Below are 17,331 nucleotides of genomic sequence, written 5' to 3' on the forward strand. Positions count from 1 at the left end.
AGATCCAGTTTTGAAGGAATAAATCCTTCAACGTTCCTCGGTAGCTCAGTTGGTAGAGCAATCGGCTGTTAACCGATCGGTCGGCGGTTCGAGTCCGTCCCGAGGAGCCATTCACTTGCTCCTGTAGCTCAGTCGGTAGAGCGTTTCCATGGTAAGGAAGAGGTCGCAGGTTCGATTCCTGTCGGGAGCACCAGAAATGATTTTGATAATGGCCCGTTGGTGAAGCGGTTTAACACAGCAGCCTTTCACGCTGTCATACAGGGGTTCGAATCCCCTACGGGTCACCTATATACCCAACTCGTTGTTGGGGTCCCGCAAAGTGTTCGGTGTTGGCAACGCAACCTCTTCACTTTGCGGGGTACTTTGGAGGCTTAGCTCAGCTGGGAGAGCATCTGCCTTACAAGCAGAGGGTCGGCGGTTCGATCCCGTCAGCCTCCACCACTCATCACATCTGGGTGGTCAGCAAAACCTGCCACATTTTGTGGCAATGCTGACAATGGATATTCCCAATCGTCGCGGGATGGAGCAGCTCGGTAGCTCGTCGGGCTCATAACCCGAAGGTCGCAGGTTCAAATCCTGCTCCCGCAACCAAATATGGAGCTGTGGTGAAGTTGGAGTTCACGCCGGTCTGTCACACCGGAGGTCGCGGGTTCGAGTCCCGTCAGCTCCGCCATCTTTTGCAAGGTGGCCTCCTTCATGAAAATGGAAAATGTTTTAGTGGAAATAAAAAAACATTGATTTTTCATGAAAGATATGTCATAATTTAGTAGTATGCCGGTATAGCTCAATTGGTAGAGCACCTGACTTGTAATCAGGGGGTTGTGGGTTCAAGTCCTATTGCCGGCACCACTTACTGGGGAGATAGCGAAGTGGCCAAACGCGGCAGACTGTAAATCTGTTCCCTCAGGGTTCGGCGGTTCAAATCCGTCTCTCCCCACCAGTATTTCGAGCCATTAGCTCAGTTGGTAGAGCATCTGACTTTTAATCAGAGGGTCGAAGGTTCGAGTCCTTCATGGCTCACCAGTGTTTTTCCAAAAGTGGATATGCGGTCGTGGCGGAATTGGCAGACGCGCTAGATTCAGGTTCTAGTGGTGGCAACACCGTGGAGGTTCAAGTCCTCTCGACCGCACCATCTTCTCACAAATGTGAAGTTTTTTGTTCCATACTTATCAAAATGCGGACGTAGCTCAATTGGTAGAGCGTCGCCTTGCCAAGGCGAAGGTCGCGGGTTCGAGACCCGTCGTCCGCTCCATAATCATGTGCCCTTAGCTCAGCTGGATAGAGCGTTTGACTACGAATCAAAAGGTCGGGAGTTCGAATCTCTCAGGGCACGCTTTTCTTTCATTTTTAATAGTCGGGAAGTAGCTCAGCTTGGTAGAGTACTTGGCTTGGGACCAAGGGGTCGCAGGTTCGAATCCTGTCTTCCCGACCATGATTTGCTTGCCCATAGATTCATAACGAAATTGCCGGGGTGGCGGAATGGGCAGACGCAACAGACTTAAAATCTGTCGGGAGTTTCTCCCGTACCGGTTCAAGTCCGGTCCTCGGCACCATATACGTCAGATGCGGGTGTAGTTCAATGGTAGAACTCCAGCCTTCCAAGCTGGTCGCGTGGGTTCGATTCCCATCACCCGCTCCATACACAAAAAGCAGAGAAGCCAATCGCTCTCTGCTTTTTTGCTGTGATGATCCAGAGCCAGAGGGGAAAGGCGTTTCAACTCAGGGCGGAACCGATCCGCAGGTGACGGGACAGGCGTGAGGGCAGGTGCGGGGCAAACGCGAGGGCAGGTGCAGGGCAGGGCAAACGCGAGAGCAAACGCAAGGGCAAAAAAGCTGCTGGCGCAAAAAAAAGCCCACGAATTGGGCTTGATGCACAAAGGTATTCATCGTCTACTTACGAAAATCCCGCTGCTTGGACTGCCTCCTCTGGCGATAAAATCGGCAGCGAGACGACGAAGCGGGTGCGGTTTTCGTTGGAATCACAATGAATCGTGCCATTATGCTTGTCGATAATATTTTTGCAGATCGACAGACCGATGCCTGTCCCATTTTGCTTGGTCGTAAAGAACGGCTGAAACAAAATCTCGACAATCTCTGGCGGAATCATTTCTCCGTTGTTTTCCACGCTCAAATAGAGCCAGCCATCTGAAGCGGTGGCAATGACGTGTATGTACTTGTCTGTTCGATTTTGCACAGCGTCGATCGCATTGTTCAACAAATTGACGACGACCTGTTTTAAGCCTTCCTCATAACAAGTCAGCGCGCAGGGGTGGATTTGTTTTGCAAATCGTATGTTCTCTCCTACCAGTCGAGGAGTAATAAGGGTTTCTACTTCATCGAGCAGTTGCTCAACTTGAACCGTTTTGAAAATTTCATCCAAGATCGGTTTTTTGGAAAAGCTGAGAAAGCCGGTTATTTGCCGGTGCAAATTTTCGAATTCATGCATGACAACTTGAATATACGTTTGCAGCTGCGCTTGTTCCTGTGTAGACTCGCTAATCAGCTTGAGAAAGCCTTCTATCGCGCACAGCGGATTGCGCAGCTCATGGGCCATGTTGGCAGCGATTTTTCCCAACATCGTCAGCTTGTCATTGTGCAGGTAGGAAATCGTTTCTTCCTTTTGGACGAGCTCCTTGTTTATCATCTGCTCGAAATGATAGACGGCCCAAAAAACACTCTCATCCATCGCTTTCCCCAGCTCTCGCTCCAGATAGTGCATGTCCTGCGGAGAGAGGGACCATTGTTGCAGTTCAGGATGCAGCTCACGCCAAAAGACATTTCGGTACAACTGATACGTGCGCAAAATGGAGGAAAAGGGGAATTCCTGCGAGCGCAGCCACTCTCCCATATCCAGTGCCCAGTTCTGCATGTCCTGGTCTACGTTTTCCACCAGATAACGGGCTAGGAGCACAGTTCGTTTCTCCGCAAAATCACGAGGAATTTTTACAGGAATTTCCATACTACGAACAATTTCCCGCATCCATATTGTAGTAATTCTTGGTGCTAAATCCAAAATTTTCCGTGAAACGTTTGCTAGATTAAGCCTCACAGTCTCCACCATCGCATTATCCACCCCACTAAAATCGTAAGGGAAAAGGGTAAGATTAGACAAGGTATAATTATCCCGATTTCGCGACAAAATGTTTTTTTGCAGGATTTTTTATTGACAAAATCCGCTGAAATACGTCGCTATTCGAAAAAATATTCAATCATGAGTCCGATTCTAGTCACATAAAGTAGAATGGACAAACATTTTGATGGACCAGGGAGGCAGGGATGGGAGAGCATTTTTGGCTGGGACTGGTGCACATTTTCATGATTGATCTGGTGTTGAGCAGCGACAATGCTGTCATCATAGGAATGGCTTGTCGGGGGTTGCCTCCGCGGGAACGCAGCCGTGCTGTCCTGTACGGAACGATGGGGGCTGTCGTCCTGCGAATCGTGTTGACGGGTGTGACGACCTGGATGCTCGATATTCCGCTTGTCAAGGCGATCGGGGGAGGACTGCTCTTGTGGATCGCTGTAAAGCTGATGGTGAGCAACGAGGAAGAAACGACAGAGGTGGCGCAAAATCAGACAATCGGCCAGGCAGTCAAAACGATCATATTGGCTGATTTTGTCATGAGCCTGGACAATGTTTTGGCCGTTGGGGGAGCGGCGCATGGCGATCTGTGGCTGGTTTTGCTTGGACTGGGGATGAGCATTCCGCTTTTGATGTGGGGAAGCGCGTGGGTAGCCAGGCTGATGAACCGCTTTCCGGGCCTCGTCATTATCGGCGGCGGGGTGCTTGCTTTTACGGCGGTGGACATGTTTCTGGAAGACCCGTACGTGTGGAAATGGATCAATCCGCTCCTGCTCAATCACATGTGGCTTCCGGCTATTGCCTCGGTCGCCATCATGCTGTGGGGACGGATGAAACGGGCCTGAACAGGTAATGAAAGGAAGGGAGAGTGGGGAATACTACAAGTAAACATCGCCGGAAAGGAACCGTTGCACATGAACACAAGTCTCTTGATGCTATGGAGATACTGGGATGAAATCTATCAACGGTGCACCAGACTAACCTATATCGAAAAAGGAAAAAATATTTTCCGGGTCGTTCCTTTGCGTTATCGGGGGGAGCCATTACGGACGTCAGATGAGCAGATCATTCAGGACGGCGATTTCATTTTAAAAATACATATTCACAACTATTACTTTGCATCACTCTGCCGCGGTGTGCAGGACGAACTGCGGGTAGCCTTGCTTTTGCGCAGGCATATTTTGCAGTCGCTGCCCAAACTGGCGGCATTTTTGGAAGCGATGGAAGAGCGGGAGAAGATCAAGGGCATCGTCGGCACAACGATGCTGCACAAAGGAGTGGTTCCTTTGGGATTTTCCATCTCGGACGTGCCGATGAACTGGTTTTTCCGCTACAAGCGCTGGTACTTGCGCCTTATGCTTAGGCTCGTTCATCCCGATGGCAAAAGACGGTTGCAGACGTGGAAGCAGGACATGCCGTTAAAACGGGTTTACATGTCCAAGGAGATGTTGCTTGCGCGCTACGGGCAAAACAGGCAGCAGACGACAGGAGATACGCTTTGAGGGGCAAACGTTTTTTACTGGTCACTGAGGAATGGGCAGGAAGCGGGCACAGGGTAGCAGCAGAGGCGCTCCAGGAGGTTTTGCTCAACATGGACGGGGTGGAATCAGCCCGGCTGATCGGAGGCTTGCAGACAGCCAGTCCGAGTTTGCGCGTGCTGTCCCGTTTTTTTTATGTCAACATGCTCAAATACGCCAGGCCTGTATGGCACAGCATGTACGAACAGGATGAGATGTGGGGAAAGGCGCTGTCCAGGCCGCTCGGCCGGTGGCTCTCGGCGAGGCTGCTGCGGCGGGTGCTGCAGGCGGAGCAGCCGGACGTCGTGATCGTGACGCATGCCTACTGTCTGTCGGCGCTTGCCTTCGCCAAGAAACAGATGGACAAGCCGTTTCAACTGGTCAGTATTCCGACTGATTTTCACGTCAATCGCTTTTGGGTGGACCGGGAAATCGACGCTTATATTGTCGCGCATGAGTATATGGCGGAGTGTCTGCAACAAAAATATCAGATTCACCCTGAAAAAATTCACGTCTGCGGCATTCCGATCCGACGGGCGTTCAGCCTGGCAGAGAGCACGCCCAAGCACGAATGGAAGAAACGGCTCGGGATTGCTCCGGAGCGCTTTACCGTGCTGATCGGCGGGGGCGAGGGCGGTTACGGGCAGATGGAGGAAGTCATCCGCGCCTTGTTCACAGAGGAGCAGCCGCTGCAGGTTGTTGCGGTGACGGGAAAAAATGCCCGGCTGAAAAAGCGGCTGGAGACGGAGTTTGCCCACGGAGACGGGCGACACGACCTTGTCGTCAAAGGCTTTGAAGACTGTATGTGGCAATGGATTGGCGCGGCGGACGTGTATGTGACCAAGCCGGGCGGTATCACTTGTGCAGAGGCACTCGCGATGCGGACGCCGCTTGTTTTGTATCAGCCGCTGCCTGGACAGGAGCGGCATAACAGCACTTTTCTCACGCAGCAAAACGCAGCGGTGCTGGCGAAAACGCCGCAGGAAATCCAAAACGTTATCAGGCGTTGGCGTCACTCTGATGAAAAGAATAAAATTCCCCTGCAAATGGACAAACTAAGGCGTCCGGAAGCGGCGAATCAGATCGCTACGCTGCTCTTTCAACTAGAGTCTAAATTTGGCAACGAAAATGAAGAATGAACAACGAAAACTTCACACATATTAAACCTACCAACGACGAGGAGGTGATGACAGATGGCTAACAACAACCGCTCCAGCAACAATCTGGTGGTTCCTCAAGCAAACCAGGCACTGGACCAAATGAAGTACGAAATCGCTTCTGAATTCGGCGTTCAGCTTGGTCCGGACACTACTTCCCGTCAAAACGGTTCAGTAGGTGGCGAGATCACAAAACGTCTTGTTGCCTTCGCTGAACAACAATTGGCTGGCCGTGGCTAATTGCATAGTTGGATGAGGAAAGGCACCTGCGGGTGTCTTTCTTTTTTTGTCTGCGGCTTTTGGTGATAACTTACAGGGAAAATGGAAATCTGGAACGCATATTTCAGTGGCAGAGGCTGACTCTATATGTGTTGGGAGGTGAAGGATGATGACAGTAGGAGCACAGGTGAAACAGGCGCTTGCCAGCCTGAAGGGGGCGCAGGCAGATTTGGAGTCGTTCGCGCTTAGCACGCAAAACAAGCAAGCGAAGCAAATGTACACAGAAGCTGCCCAGCAAACCCAGGCGATTGTGAACAACCTGCAGCAGCGTGTGACAGAGTTGGAGAACGAAGAGCCACAGTACAAAGGCTTCTAGTCTGCTGAGAAAGGGAGAGGGACTCCCTCTCTCTTGGCTTTTCTTTTAAAGGCTGACGGAGGTGGAGCATGCCTGACTGGTTGAATATTTTGCTACGCTCGCTGGGAGCGCTGGCTTACTTGTTTATTCTTACCAAAATTATTGGAAAGCGGCAAATCAAGCAGCTAACGCTCATTGAATACATCGTCGGCATTACGATCGGCTCCATCGCTGCCTTCATGGCGACGGAGATGGACGGGCCGATTGCCCACAGTCTGATTGCCATGGGTGTGTTCGCGATTGTTCCTGTCCTGATGGAATGGCTGACGCTGAAAAGCAAGGTGCTGCGCGACTTTTTCGAGGGCAAGTCGACCATTCTTATCAAAGAAGGAAAAATTTTGGAGGACAATCTGAAAAAGGAACGGTTGACGGCGGAAGATTTGCTGGAGCAACTGCGGCTCAAAAACGTGTTCCGGGTAGCGGACGTAGAGTTCGCCATGATGGAGACAAACGGGGAACTGAGCGTGCTCTTGAAGTCCGAGAAGCAACCCGTCACGCCGCAGCAGTTGGAATTGACCGTGTCGCCCGCAGAAGAAAGTCAGGTCGTCATCATGGATGGCGTCATCATGGACGAGCCGCTTGCGACAGCGGGCTACAATCGCCGCTGGGTGCGCACGCAATTGCAAAAAGCGGGGGTGGCGCTTGAAAACGTGTTTCTCGGCCAGGTCGACAAAAGCGGCGAGCTGTACCTCGATTTGTATGACGACAAAATTCAGGTGCCCGCTCCGCAAGCGATGAAGCGGACATTTGCCACCTTGAAAAAGTGTCAGGCCGATCTGGAGCTGTTTGCCCTTGCGACGAAAAGCGAACAGGCCAAACAGACTTATCAGCGTGACGCGGAGCAATTGCAGCAAGTGATCGACCAAGTGAAGCCGTTTTTGATACGGTAAAAAGGAGTGAGAGAAAAGTGGCGGATCAAAAAAAGAAGAAGCTGACCCCCGTGCAGCAGGAGTATCAGCAGTTGGCGCAGCGTCATGAGCCGAAGCGTCCGCTCGTGCGCAACTTCACCCGCGCCTTTTTCGTGGGGGGCTTTATCTGCCTGATTGGCCAGGGGATTACAGAGCTGTTTATCCGATACTTTGACTTTACGGAGAAAACGGCCGGAAATCCCACGGTTGCTGTCCTGATTCTGCTCTCGGCGCTGCTCACCGGACTGGGCGTTTACGACCGGATTGCACAATGGGCAGGGGCGGGGACGAGTGTTCCGGTGACGGGCTTTGCCAACTCGATTACCTCAGCCGCCATCGAGCATAGAAGCGAAGGGCTGGTGCTTGGCGTCGGCGGCAATATGTTCAAGCTCGCAGGCTCTGTCATTGTGTTTGGGGTTGTGGCCGCTTTCATCATCGGTCTGTTAAAAACGTTGTTTACGATGGGAGGGTGACGCATGCGCCAGGGCCATCAGTCGTGGGTGTTTCCCTCGAAACCGGTTATTCTCGGCCACGCAGCCATCGGCGGGCCGTTCGAGGCGCAGGGACCGCTGGCAGAGGACTTCGATACGCTGCACGGAGATTTGATGATCGGGCAGGATAGCTGGGAAAAGGCGGAAAAAGTGCTGCTGGAGGAAGCGTGCTCGAAAGCCATCGAAAAAGCGGGGCTGAGGAAGGAGCAGGTCAACTTTTTTCTCGCAGGCGATTTGATGAACCAGATTATTTCCGCCAGCTTTTCCGCACGTACGCTGGCGATTCCTTTTCTCGGCATTTTCGGGGCGTGTTCAACTGCCATGGAAGGTCTGGCACTGGCAGCGCAACTCGTGGACAGCCAGGCGGCGGACTATGTGCTTGCAGCGACATCGAGCCATAACGGGGCGGCGGAAAAGCAGTATCGCTATCCGACGGAGTACGGCTCCCAGAAGCCGCCGACCGCCCAGTGGACGGTTACGGGAGCAGGAGCAGCAGTCGTCGGCAACAAAGGGAAAGGCTTGCGCATAACAGGCGCCACGATTGGCCGGGTTGTCGACATGGGGATGACCGATCCGTTCAACATGGGGGCGGCGATGGCTCCGGCTGCACTGTCGACGATTGAAACGCATTTTCGCGACTTCCAGCTTCCGCACGATCATTATGACCTTGTGGTGACAGGAGATTTGGGCAAAGTGGGCCATGCCATTTTGTCTGAATTGCTGCCCAAACATAACGTGATGGTTCCGCTGCAGCGCTATATTGACTGCGGCAAGCTCATCTACGGAGACAACCCGAATGTCTGGTCTGGGGGAAGCGGCTGCGGCTGTGTTGCGACGGTTACATATGGCCACCTGCTGCGGAGGATGAGCAGGGGCGACTGGAAGCGGATGCTGGTGGTGGCGACAGGCGCGCTGCTATCGCCGATTTCTTATCAGCAGGGAGAGAGTATCCCCTGCATTGCGCACGCCGTGGCTATCGAGTCCGAGCAAACTGGAGAGTGATCGCATGACGTTTTTATGGGCGTTTCTCGTAGGGGGAATCATTTGTGTGGTCGGTCAGTTTCTCATGGATGTCGTCAAGCTGACCCCGGCGCATACGATGTCATCGCTGGTGGTCGCCGGGGCGGTGCTGGACGGCCTTGGGCTGTATGAGCCGCTCGTCCGGTTTGCCGGGGCAGGCGCTACCGTCCCCATTACCAGCTTCGGCAATGCCCTCGTCCACGGCGCGATGGCAGAGGCAAAGCAGCACGGGCTGATCGGCATTGTTACTGGCATTTTTGAGGTGACGAGCGCGGGCATATCGGCGGCGATTGTCTTCGGCTTTTTCATGGCCCTGATCTTCCGGCCAAAAGGCTAAAAGAGGAAAAAAGCGCGTCATTTGTTGCCTGTGCTGCCAAAATGCTTGAATTGAACCTGCTTTCGCCAGCTAGTAGAATGATGGCGTAAGGAGGGGATGTTCATGTCATGGATGAAAAAAACATTGACTACCCTGCTCGCGGCGATGCTTGCCGTCGCATTTGTCTGTCCTGCTGAATCGTTTGCCGCGCCTGTCTTGAAGCGGGGCAGCGAGAGCGGGGATGTATGGGATTTGCAGTATCGTCTGCAACTGTTGGGGTACTATAAGGACCGACTGGATGGCAGCTACGGAGCGAACACTGTCCAGGCAGTCAAAACGTTTCAAAAGGCATACGGACTGCCAGTCGATGGTGTCGCTGGTACAAATACATGGCGGGCGTTAAAAAAAGTATCGGTCAATCGAGACGAGCTGCAACTGCTCGCCCGGTTGGTCTATTCGGAAGCGCGGGGAGAAAGCTTTACAGGGCAGGTGGCCGTTGCGGCGGTAGCCCTGAACCGCCTGAAGTCCAAAGACTTTCCGAACACGCTCAAGGGCGTTATTTTCGAGCCGTACGCGTTTACGGCGGTCATGGATGGACAGTACTGGTTGAGCCCCAACAAGACGGCCTACCAGGCCGCATGGGAGGCAGCAAGAGGCTGGGACCCAACCAATGGTGCGCTTTATTACTTCAATCCATCCATCGCCACTTCCAAATGGATCTGGTCTCGTCCGCAAGTGGGGAAGATCGGCAAGCACATTTTCGCAAAATAACGCAGCACGGAGCAAAAGGCTCTTGATTTTGGCGCACCTCGTGCCGAGCAAGGGCCTTTTTTCATGAAGGCAGACAGCCCGACGTGCGGCACCGCCCGGCCAAAAGCGCTATTTTGCTTTACAAGCGGCCATTTGGGAACAATTGTCCATTGAGCTTCCGAAATGTTTCGATAAAATGAAACGAAAGGATGGCAAATCGCTTTTTTGGAGGATGATGATGAGGAAACAACTGATCCTGGCCTCACTGGCAGCCTTGCTGGTCATTGGCACGCCAGTCGCAGAGGCAAAGACAAGCGAGACGAATGCGACACCTTATACTGACATAGCCGATCATTGGGCCAGAAAAGAAATTGAAACACTATACATAGCAGGGGCGGTTGGCGACGCCGAGTCGTTCCGCCCGAATGAGCCGATCACCCGCGGCGAGCTGGTGACGATGTTTGTGAAAGCAAAGGGGATTGCGCCGGGAACGTCAAGTGAGTCGCCGTTTGCCGACATACCTGCGGGCAGCTGGATGGCTCCTTTTGCAGAAACCGCCTATCGGCTCGGAATTGTCCACGGGAAGAAGCAAGGAAGCCAATTGCTTTTGCAGGTAGATGAGCCTGTCACCAGAGAAGAACTTGTGTCCATTTTGATTCGCACAAAGGGCGATAGCGGTGCCGTCAATCAGTTGAAATGGTCGACGACGATCCAGACGCTCGCCAAGTATCCCGATGGGCAAAAAGTGGACAAGAGCTGCCAGCGTGCTTTCGTTTACGCGCTGGAAAAAGGCTTGGTCAGTCCGTATGCAGACGGCACATTGAAGCCGAAAAGCGCGATGACGAGAGCGGAAGCAGCCACGTATGCGGCGCTGCATCTCGTCAACAGCAAGGCGGCGAAAAGCGCGCAGCTTTTTAACGGAACCGCTTACAGGCAAGCGCTGACCGTTCAGACGACCGCGTACAGCAATCCGAACCAGCCGATTCTCTCGTACCTGGAGTATCCGCTGCGCGAGGGTGTCGTCGCTGTCGATCCGTCCGTCATTCCGCTGGGAAGCCATCTGTATATCGACGGCTACGGCTACGCGGTGGCGGCGGACATCGGCGGGGCAGTCAAGCAGCGCCATGTCGACTTGTATTTGCCGACCTTGCAGGAAGCCCGCAGCTACGGCATGAAGCAAGGCGTCAAAGTATACGTGCTGGATTAACGTGAAGTTGCAAACATATTTCCTGCTCTTTCCACTCATACTAACGGTGGAAAGGGTGGGATTTTTTTGTGGGGCTGGGTATTTGCCGGATTGCTTGCTGTCTTGGTACTGCTTGCCATCACGCCAGTTAGAATCACTTTCGACTACAGTCGGAAAGAGGAAAACGACCATTTGGAAATCGAGATTACGGTATGGCATGGCCTTTTTACCCGAAAATACGAGATCCCGATGCTTTTTTTCAAAGTGTCCCCTGCCGGCCCGGAGCTGGTCGCGAGAGTGGACACGATCCAGCAAGGAAGCAAAATTCAGGAGAAGGTCAAAGACTTTACCCGCAGACAAGTGAAAAAGTGGTATCGCAACTACCGGGAACTGGTTGAGCAGGTACGGGATTTGCTCCCGCTCATCAAAAACTTGTGCAAGCAGATTCGCTGTACAAAGCTGGAGTGGCATACGCTTTTGGGCACGGGGCAGGCGGCCGAGACCGGGGCACTGACCGGAATGATCTGGGGCGTCAAAAGCGTGATTGTCAGCGTCTTGTCTCATTCCATCTCGCTGCGGGCGATGCCTGTCATGAGTGTCCAGCCGGTCTGGAACGCTGCGGTCATCCGGACGACTTTTCGCTGCCAGTTTCATTTTTACTTGGGGCATATTCTTTTTTCTTTATTGAAAATTGCTTTGCGGATCAGAAGAGATAGCCAGCGAAAATGGCAAACGACTCCTTCGCAGGCGTAAAAGCAGACGGCAACCGGAGCGATTTTGCTTCGTTGCGCATGACACCGTACATGCTCTGATTTCGTTGGGGGAATGTTAACAGATGAGACATACAGGAAGGAGGAGCAGATTACGATGGCAGAGCACCCCATTCAAGGCTTGATGCGAACAGCCATGGAAAACATCAAGCAAATGGTCGATGTAAATACGATTATCGGCGATCCGGTCGAGACACCTGACGGCAGCGTGATTCTTCCGATCTCCAAGGTAGGATTTGGCTTTGCGGCAGGGGGGAGCGAGTTTCAGTACGACCAGCATCCCAATGGACTCACAGGCCATCCTTTTGGCGGCGGAAGCGGGGGCGGCGTCTCGATTACGCCAGTTGCCTTTTTAGTGGTCGGAAAACAAGGAATTCGCTCGATCCCGCTTGAAAATTCGACGCATCTGTATGATCGGATTCTCGATTCGGTCCCGCAGTTTGTGGACAAGATGCAGGCGCTGTTTAAAAAGCAGGAGGAAACACATGCCCATGCCCATCCGGCAAGGATGAGAGCAGACGAGCATGACCTGGAAGAGTTGATGGACCGGAGATAACGAAAAAACAGGTATGCGGCCAAAACATGGGCATACCTGTTTTTTATTGGGAGTGGCTTGCAAGCCTTTACCACAGTTGATTGAAAAACAAGCCAGTCCGCGCGGCAAAATGGAGCTGCATGACGGAAGCTGTGGCCTGGCCGTACGGATTGGGCGAGGCAGCCGCTTGATACGGGCGGGAGAACGAGGCAAACGGTTTATTTTGCACTCGAACGATTTCCTCGCGAAAAGAGCGGGACAACTCGGCCATCGCTTTGGCAAAGCCGGAAAAGTTGGCGGCAACCGCCTCATGCCAGGTCGACTCATCCAGGGCGAGCTGCCCATTCTGCTGAACGTGAAAACCGTAGCGGCCAAGCGTTCCCCCGGCTGTTTGCGCCACCCGTGTGAACGCATCCAGCTTTTGTGTCGCGAGCATGGGAGGCTGCTCCGCCAAAAAAGCATGCAGGCGGTTGTAGCCGTTCAGCAGCATGCGGGTGTGCCGCAGCAACCGCTCCATGTCTGGCATGATTTCGATGGCAATATCGCTCGTGCCTGCCTGGTGCAAGGAAAGTTGCACCGCACCGTCCGCGAGCGCTACCTGATTGGACGGGCTTGTATGCTGTTTGCCATCCCACAAAAAGATGGCGTCTTTTGCCCTGTTTGCAATCCGATCCAGCCCAAGCGAACGGATGGTGTTTCCCGCCACATCGCGCAGTTCAAACGATTGGGCGGCTCCGGTTCGGCGGGACGAGACCGTCAAGGCGACGGACTGGTCTTGCGCCGTGATCCGGACATCTACGAGAGAACTGCTCCGCATCGCTTCCGCAATGGAACGGAGACTGTCCGCGTGGGAGTGGGTGGCTTTTGCATAATAGGTAAACCGTTCTTCTTGTTCGCCCATGCGCAGAACAAACTGCTGCAGGCCTTCCGCAACGACGGCAGGAGCGTCGCCCGGCAACGCCTTGCTCGTATGGGACTGTCCGCTTGCCAGCGAAACGATGCGCAAACGGTGCGCGCCATTCGCTGCCCGAAAATCTGCCTGGACTGCTGCCGACTCGGGGGCGGAGGAGGCGACAGCTCGCTGGTTGATCGCGCTGTTTGGCCGCGACGGATCAAACTCGCGCGCAGCTTTATCCAGGTCAGCAAAAAAGCGGTACAGGCGGGACAAGGAATCGGAGAGATCAGTCATCCACTGTCGCTGCCGTGTGTAGTAGGGCTGCAGACTATAGCCAAAAATCGGCTCGACAGGTGTGCTGAGCTTCGCCTGAACCATCTGGAAATGGTAGCGGCCGACTCGGTGACTATACGGAATATGGCTGAACCGATCCAATTTCATGCCGATCACCCCCCACGAACAATTCGATACGATGGAATTTATCGTCTGTTACTTCCCATTATAGATGAAGTCTACTCCATTTCAATCAGCAGATCGCCAGTTTCAATCGCTTCGCCCGCTTTGACGTAAACCTCCTTGATTTTTCCGTCCTGCGGTGCCTGAATTGTCGTCTCCATCTTCATCGCTTCGCTGACGAGCAGGTGCTCGCCTTTGCGCACCCTGTCGCCTTTGGATACAAGTACCTTCAGCACTTTTCCTGGCATCGAGGCGCCCAGGTGAGCGGAATTTTGCGGATCAGCCTTGCGTCGGACTGTCTCCGAGACTTTGGCCGACTGGTCGCGGACGAAAACTTCCCGCGGCTGCCCGTTCAGCTCGAAGTAGATGATGCGGCGACCGTCCGGATGCAGCTCGCCGACGGCAACCAGCTTGATAATCAGCGTTTTCCCGCGCTCGATGGTAATGGCCGTCTCTTCGCCTGGACGCAGCCCGTAGAAGAACGTAGGAGTGTTCAGGACGGACAGATCGCCGTATTCTTTCAGGCGCTGGTCAAATTGCAGGTACACCTGCGGATACATAATGTACGAAAGCACATCCAGCTCGCTCGGCTTGCGTCCGATTTTTTCCTCCAGTTCAGCAGCGACTTTCGCAAAATCAATCGGCGCCAAGAGTTCGCCTGGACGAGCCGTAAAGGCATCGCGGCCTTTCAGGACGAGCTCTTGCAGTCTTTTCGGGAAGCCGCCTGGCGGTTGGCCGAGGTAGCCTTGGAAAAACTGGATGACGGAGTCCGGGAAGTCCAGCCGTTCGCCTTTTTCCCAGATGTTTTCTTCGTTCAGGTTGTTTTGCACCATGAACAGGGCGAGGTCGCCAACGACCTTGGAGGAAGGAGTGACCTTCACGATGTCGCCGCACATCTGGTTGACGACAGCGTACATGTGCTTCACTTCGTCCCAGCGGCCTTCCAGACCGACTGCCTTGGCCTGCTGCTCCAGGTTGGTGTACTGGCCGCCTGGCATCTCGTGGATATACACCTCTGTGTTGCTCGACTTCATGCCGCTTTCGAAGCCCTGGTAGTACGGGCGCACGTCCTCCCAATAGTCGGACAGTTTGTTGAACGACTCCAGCGACAGGCCCGTATCGCGCTCGGTGTGGGCGAGGCTCGCGATCAAGCCGTTCAGGCTCGGCTGCGAGGTCAGGCCGGACATGGAGCTGACGCACGCGTCGACGATGTCGACTCCCGCTTCGACGGCTTTCAGCAGCATCGCTGCGCCGTTGCCGGACGTATCGTGCGTGTGCAGGTGGATCGGAATGCCGATTTCCTGCTTCAAGGCCGTGATGAGCTTGTAGGCAGCGTAAGGCTTGAGCAAGCCCGCCATGTCCTTGATGGCGAGGATGTGCGCCCCGGCTTTTTCCAGCTCTTTTGCCAGATTGACGTAGTAGGACAAAGTATATTTCGTTTTGGTCGGGTCCAAAATGTCGCCCGTGTAGCAAATGGCTGCTTCGGCTATCTTGCCTGTTTCGCGCACTGCGTCAATGGCCGTCTGCATGCCCGGCAGCCAGTTCAGGCTGTCGAAGATTCGGAAGACGTCGATGCCGTTTTCCGCAGAAGCTTTGACAAACGCCTGGATGACGTTGTCCGGGTAGTTCGTGTAGCCGACTGCGTTTGCCCCGCGCAAAAGCATCTGGAACAGGACGTTCGGGATGCGCTCGCGCAAAATTTGCAGGCGCTCCCACGGCGATTCCTGCAAGAAGCGCATGGACGTGTCAAACGTCGCGCCGCCCCACATTTCCAAGGAGAAAAGTCCCGCGCCGAGCTTGCCTGTCGCTTCGGCAATCGAGGCGAGGTCGTAGGTGCGCACGCGTGTGGCAAACAAGGACTGGTGGGCATCGCGGAATGTCGTGTCGGTCACGAGCACCTGCTTTTGCTCCTGAATCCAGCGAACGAGGCCATCTGCGCCTTCCTTGTCCAAAATTTGCTTCGTGCCGTCCGGGTACGGCTGGGCAAACGGCGTGCGCGGAATGCGCGGAGTGTCAAAGTGCGGCTTTTTGTCCGGCTTGGCCATGCCCGGATAGCCGTTGACAATCGTGTTGCCGATGTACGATAGTAGTTTCGAACCCCTGTCCTGACGACCAGGGAATACGAACAGCTCCGGCTTTGTATCAATGAAGGAGGTGTCGTAGTTCCCGCTGAGAAAATCAGGGTGTGTCACGACGTTCTCCAGGAAAGGCAGGTTGGTTTTCACCCCGCGGATACGGAATTCGCGCAGCGTACGCAGCATTTTGCGCGCGGCCTGGTCAAAGCTGGTTCCGTACGTGGAGATTTTGACCAGAAGCGAATCGTAAAACGGCGTGATGATCGCACCCGGATAGCCGTTTCCGCCGTCGAGACGGACGCCGAAGCCGCCGCCGGAACGCCAGGCTGACAGGCGGCCCGCATCAGGCAGGAAGTTGTTTTCCGGGTCTTCGGTGGTTACGCGACACTGGATCGCATAGCCGCTCATTTGAATCTGGGACTGCGAGGCGATCCCGATTTCCGGATCGGAGAGGGCATGTCCTTCTGCGACACGGATTTGCGACTGCACGATGTCGATGCCGGTAATCAGCTCGGTAATCGTATGCTCGACCTGAATGCGCGGATTGACTTCAATGAAGTAAAAGCGCTTGTCCGGCGTGAGCAAAAACTCGACGGTACCCGCGTTGGAGTAGCCGGCTTTTTTCATGAGGGTGAGTGCGGCCTGGCAAATTTCTTCGCGCAGGTCGTCGTCAAGAGAAAGGCTTGGCGCCACTTCCACGACTTTTTGGTGGCGTCTTTGGACAGAGCAGTCGCGCTCGTACAAATGCACGATGTTGCCGTGGTTGTCGCCCAGTATTTGTACTTCGATATGTTTGGGCTGTTCCAGATAGCGCTCCAGATACACTTTGGCGTTGCCAAACGATGAACGTGCTTCGGAGCGGGCGCGATCCAGCGACTCCTGCAGCTCTTCCTGGCTGCGCACAATGCGCATGCCGCGTCCACCGCCGCCGGAAACCCCTTTGATGATGATGGGATAGCCGTACTCTTTGGCAAACAGGAGAGCCTCCTGCAAGGATTCGATCGGCTCCGGCGTCCCTGGAATGACCGGAATTTGCGCTTCGATGGCAAGCTTTCGCGCTTCTACTTTGTCCCCGAATTTTTCAATCAGTTCAGGAGATGGCCCGATGAAAATGATGCCTTCCTCCTGGCAGCGCTTGGCGAAATCGGCATTTTCGGCGAGAAAGCCGTATCCTGGGTGGATCGCATCAATATCGTTGCGCTTGGCAATTTCAATGATGCTGTCAATATCCAGATAAGCTTCAATCGGGCCTTTTCCGGCACCGACAAGGTAGGACTCGTCCGCTTTGAAACGATGAATCGAGACGTTGTCTTGCTCGGAGTAAATCGCGACAGTGCGAATACCGAGCTCAGTAGCAGCGCGGAAGATGCGGATCGCGATCTCGCCGCGGTTTGCTACCAGTAACCGATTGATCTTTCTCTTTGCCAAATTTCTCTCCCCCTCTGTCTCCAAACGAGACAAAATAAAAAGATATATACAGCATAAATATACAAAATTTTCGTTACACAAGACACCCTTATTTTCTTCCCACCATCTGGA

At 53.9% G+C, this 17,331-nt stretch carries 16 protein-coding genes and 15 tRNA genes; 28 read left to right on the forward strand and 3 right to left on the reverse strand.

The window, feature by feature from the left end; genetic code table 11:
• Positions 1-34: 34 nt before the first annotated feature.
• From EDM57_RS21140 to EDM57_RS21210, 15 genes are all read left to right on the forward strand, one after another.
• Positions 35-110, forward strand: a tRNA-Asn gene (locus tag EDM57_RS21140).
• Between the two features lie 7 nt (positions 111-117).
• Positions 118-193 (forward strand) — tRNA-Thr (locus EDM57_RS21145).
• Positions 194-210: 17 nt separating this feature from the next.
• Positions 211-284: transfer RNA gene (locus tag EDM57_RS21150), tRNA-Glu, on the forward strand.
• A gap of 81 nt (positions 285-365) precedes the next feature.
• A tRNA-Val gene (locus EDM57_RS21155) sits at positions 366-441 on the forward strand.
• Positions 442-514: 73 nt separating this feature from the next.
• Positions 515-591: transfer RNA gene (locus EDM57_RS21160), tRNA-Met, on the forward strand.
• A gap of 5 nt (positions 592-596) precedes the next feature.
• A tRNA-Asp gene (locus tag EDM57_RS21165) sits at positions 597-673 on the forward strand.
• Positions 674-773: 100 nt separating this feature from the next.
• A tRNA-Thr gene (locus tag EDM57_RS21170) sits at positions 774-849 on the forward strand.
• Positions 850-855: 6 nt separating this feature from the next.
• Positions 856-940, forward strand: a tRNA-Tyr gene (locus EDM57_RS21175).
• Positions 941-947: 7 nt separating this feature from the next.
• Positions 948-1,023 (forward strand) — tRNA-Lys (locus EDM57_RS21180).
• Positions 1,024-1,045: 22 nt separating this feature from the next.
• A tRNA-Leu gene (locus EDM57_RS21185) sits at positions 1,046-1,132 on the forward strand.
• Positions 1,133-1,176: 44 nt separating this feature from the next.
• Positions 1,177-1,252, forward strand: a tRNA-Gly gene (locus tag EDM57_RS21190).
• Between the two features lie 7 nt (positions 1,253-1,259).
• Positions 1,260-1,333 (forward strand) — tRNA-Arg (locus tag EDM57_RS21195).
• 22 nt (positions 1,334-1,355) lie between these two features.
• Positions 1,356-1,432 (forward strand) — tRNA-Pro (locus EDM57_RS21200).
• A gap of 33 nt (positions 1,433-1,465) precedes the next feature.
• Positions 1,466-1,553 (forward strand) — tRNA-Leu (locus EDM57_RS21205).
• 12 nt (positions 1,554-1,565) lie between these two features.
• Positions 1,566-1,639: transfer RNA gene (locus tag EDM57_RS21210), tRNA-Gly, on the forward strand.
• Positions 1,640-1,894: 255 nt separating this feature from the next.
• Here the strand turns inward: EDM57_RS21210 and EDM57_RS21215 are convergent.
• Complete coding sequence (locus EDM57_RS21215; RefSeq protein WP_122906677.1) at positions 1,895-3,061, reverse strand: sensor histidine kinase; 1,167 nt, start codon at positions 3,059-3,061, stop codon at positions 1,895-1,897.
• Between the two features lie 215 nt (positions 3,062-3,276).
• Between EDM57_RS21215 and EDM57_RS21220 the strand changes: the two genes are divergently transcribed.
• From EDM57_RS21220 to ytfJ, 13 genes are all read left to right on the forward strand, one after another.
• Positions 3,277-3,927: a TerC family protein gene (locus EDM57_RS21220; protein ID WP_122906678.1), complete on the forward strand. Its 651-nt coding sequence runs from the start codon at positions 3,277-3,279 to the stop codon at positions 3,925-3,927.
• Between the two features lie 69 nt (positions 3,928-3,996).
• On the forward strand, positions 3,997-4,584 hold the full coding sequence (locus EDM57_RS21225; protein ID WP_122906679.1) for a YkoP family protein: 588 nt from the start codon (positions 3,997-3,999) through the stop codon (positions 4,582-4,584).
• Entirely contained in the window at positions 4,581-5,738 is a 1,158-nt protein-coding gene (locus EDM57_RS21230; RefSeq protein WP_122906680.1) for an MGDG synthase family glycosyltransferase, read from the forward strand. Before EDM57_RS21225 ends, EDM57_RS21230 begins: the two co-directional genes overlap by 4 nt.
• 54 nt (positions 5,739-5,792) lie before the next feature.
• The gene (locus tag EDM57_RS21235; protein ID WP_005830919.1) at positions 5,793-5,996 is read left to right on the forward strand and encodes an alpha/beta-type small acid-soluble spore protein; all 204 of its coding nucleotides are present in this window, start codon (positions 5,793-5,795) and stop codon (positions 5,994-5,996) included.
• A 148-nt stretch (positions 5,997-6,144) separates the two neighbouring features.
• Positions 6,145-6,351 carry a DUF1657 domain-containing protein gene (locus EDM57_RS21240; RefSeq protein WP_122906711.1) on the forward strand — a complete coding sequence of 69 codons (207 nt, stop codon included), beginning with the start codon at positions 6,145-6,147 and terminating at the stop codon, positions 6,349-6,351.
• Positions 6,352-6,419: 68 nt separating this feature from the next.
• Positions 6,420-7,280 (forward strand): DUF421 domain-containing protein, encoded by an 861-nt coding sequence (locus EDM57_RS21245; RefSeq protein WP_122906681.1) that lies wholly within the window; start codon positions 6,420-6,422, stop codon positions 7,278-7,280.
• Between the two features lie 17 nt (positions 7,281-7,297).
• Entirely contained in the window at positions 7,298-7,771 is a 474-nt protein-coding gene (gene spoVAC, locus EDM57_RS21250) for a stage V sporulation protein AC (protein WP_122906682.1), read from the forward strand.
• A 3-nt stretch (positions 7,772-7,774) separates the two neighbouring features.
• A complete protein-coding gene (gene spoVAD / locus EDM57_RS21255) occupies positions 7,775-8,791 on the forward strand; it encodes a stage V sporulation protein AD (protein ID WP_122906683.1) in 1,017 nt (338 codons plus the stop codon).
• A 4-nt stretch (positions 8,792-8,795) separates the two neighbouring features.
• The gene (spoVAE, locus tag EDM57_RS21260) at positions 8,796-9,146 is read left to right on the forward strand and encodes a stage V sporulation protein AE (RefSeq protein ID WP_122906684.1); all 351 of its coding nucleotides are present in this window, start codon (positions 8,796-8,798) and stop codon (positions 9,144-9,146) included.
• Positions 9,147-9,248: 102 nt separating this feature from the next.
• Complete coding sequence (sleB, locus tag EDM57_RS21265) at positions 9,249-9,896, forward strand: spore cortex-lytic enzyme (protein WP_122906685.1); 648 nt, start codon at positions 9,249-9,251, stop codon at positions 9,894-9,896.
• Positions 9,897-10,113: 217 nt separating this feature from the next.
• Positions 10,114-11,082: an S-layer homology domain-containing protein gene (locus EDM57_RS21270; protein WP_122906686.1), complete on the forward strand. Its 969-nt coding sequence runs from the start codon at positions 10,114-10,116 to the stop codon at positions 11,080-11,082.
• 66 nt (positions 11,083-11,148) lie between these two features.
• Positions 11,149-11,814 (forward strand): DUF2953 domain-containing protein, encoded by a 666-nt coding sequence (locus EDM57_RS21275; protein ID WP_122906687.1) that lies wholly within the window; start codon positions 11,149-11,151, stop codon positions 11,812-11,814.
• Between the two features lie 114 nt (positions 11,815-11,928).
• Positions 11,929-12,387 (forward strand): GerW family sporulation protein, encoded by a 459-nt coding sequence (gene ytfJ / locus EDM57_RS21280; RefSeq protein ID WP_122906688.1) that lies wholly within the window; start codon positions 11,929-11,931, stop codon positions 12,385-12,387.
• 67 nt (positions 12,388-12,454) lie between these two features.
• On the opposite strand, the gene EDM57_RS21285 is transcribed toward ytfJ, so the two are convergent.
• Together EDM57_RS21285 and pyc are read right to left on the reverse strand one after the other, a co-directional pair.
• Entirely contained in the window at positions 12,455-13,702 is a 1,248-nt protein-coding gene (locus tag EDM57_RS21285; RefSeq protein WP_122906689.1) for a hypothetical protein, read from the reverse strand.
• Between the two features lie 71 nt (positions 13,703-13,773).
• A complete protein-coding gene (gene pyc / locus EDM57_RS21290; protein WP_122906690.1) occupies positions 13,774-17,220 on the reverse strand; it encodes a pyruvate carboxylase in 3,447 nt (1,148 codons plus the stop codon).
• Positions 17,221-17,331 lie beyond the last annotated feature (111 nt).

Source organism: Brevibacillus gelatini, from assembly GCF_003710935.1.
GTDB classification, from domain to species: Bacteria; Bacillota; Bacilli; order Brevibacillales; family Brevibacillaceae; genus Brevibacillus; species Brevibacillus gelatini.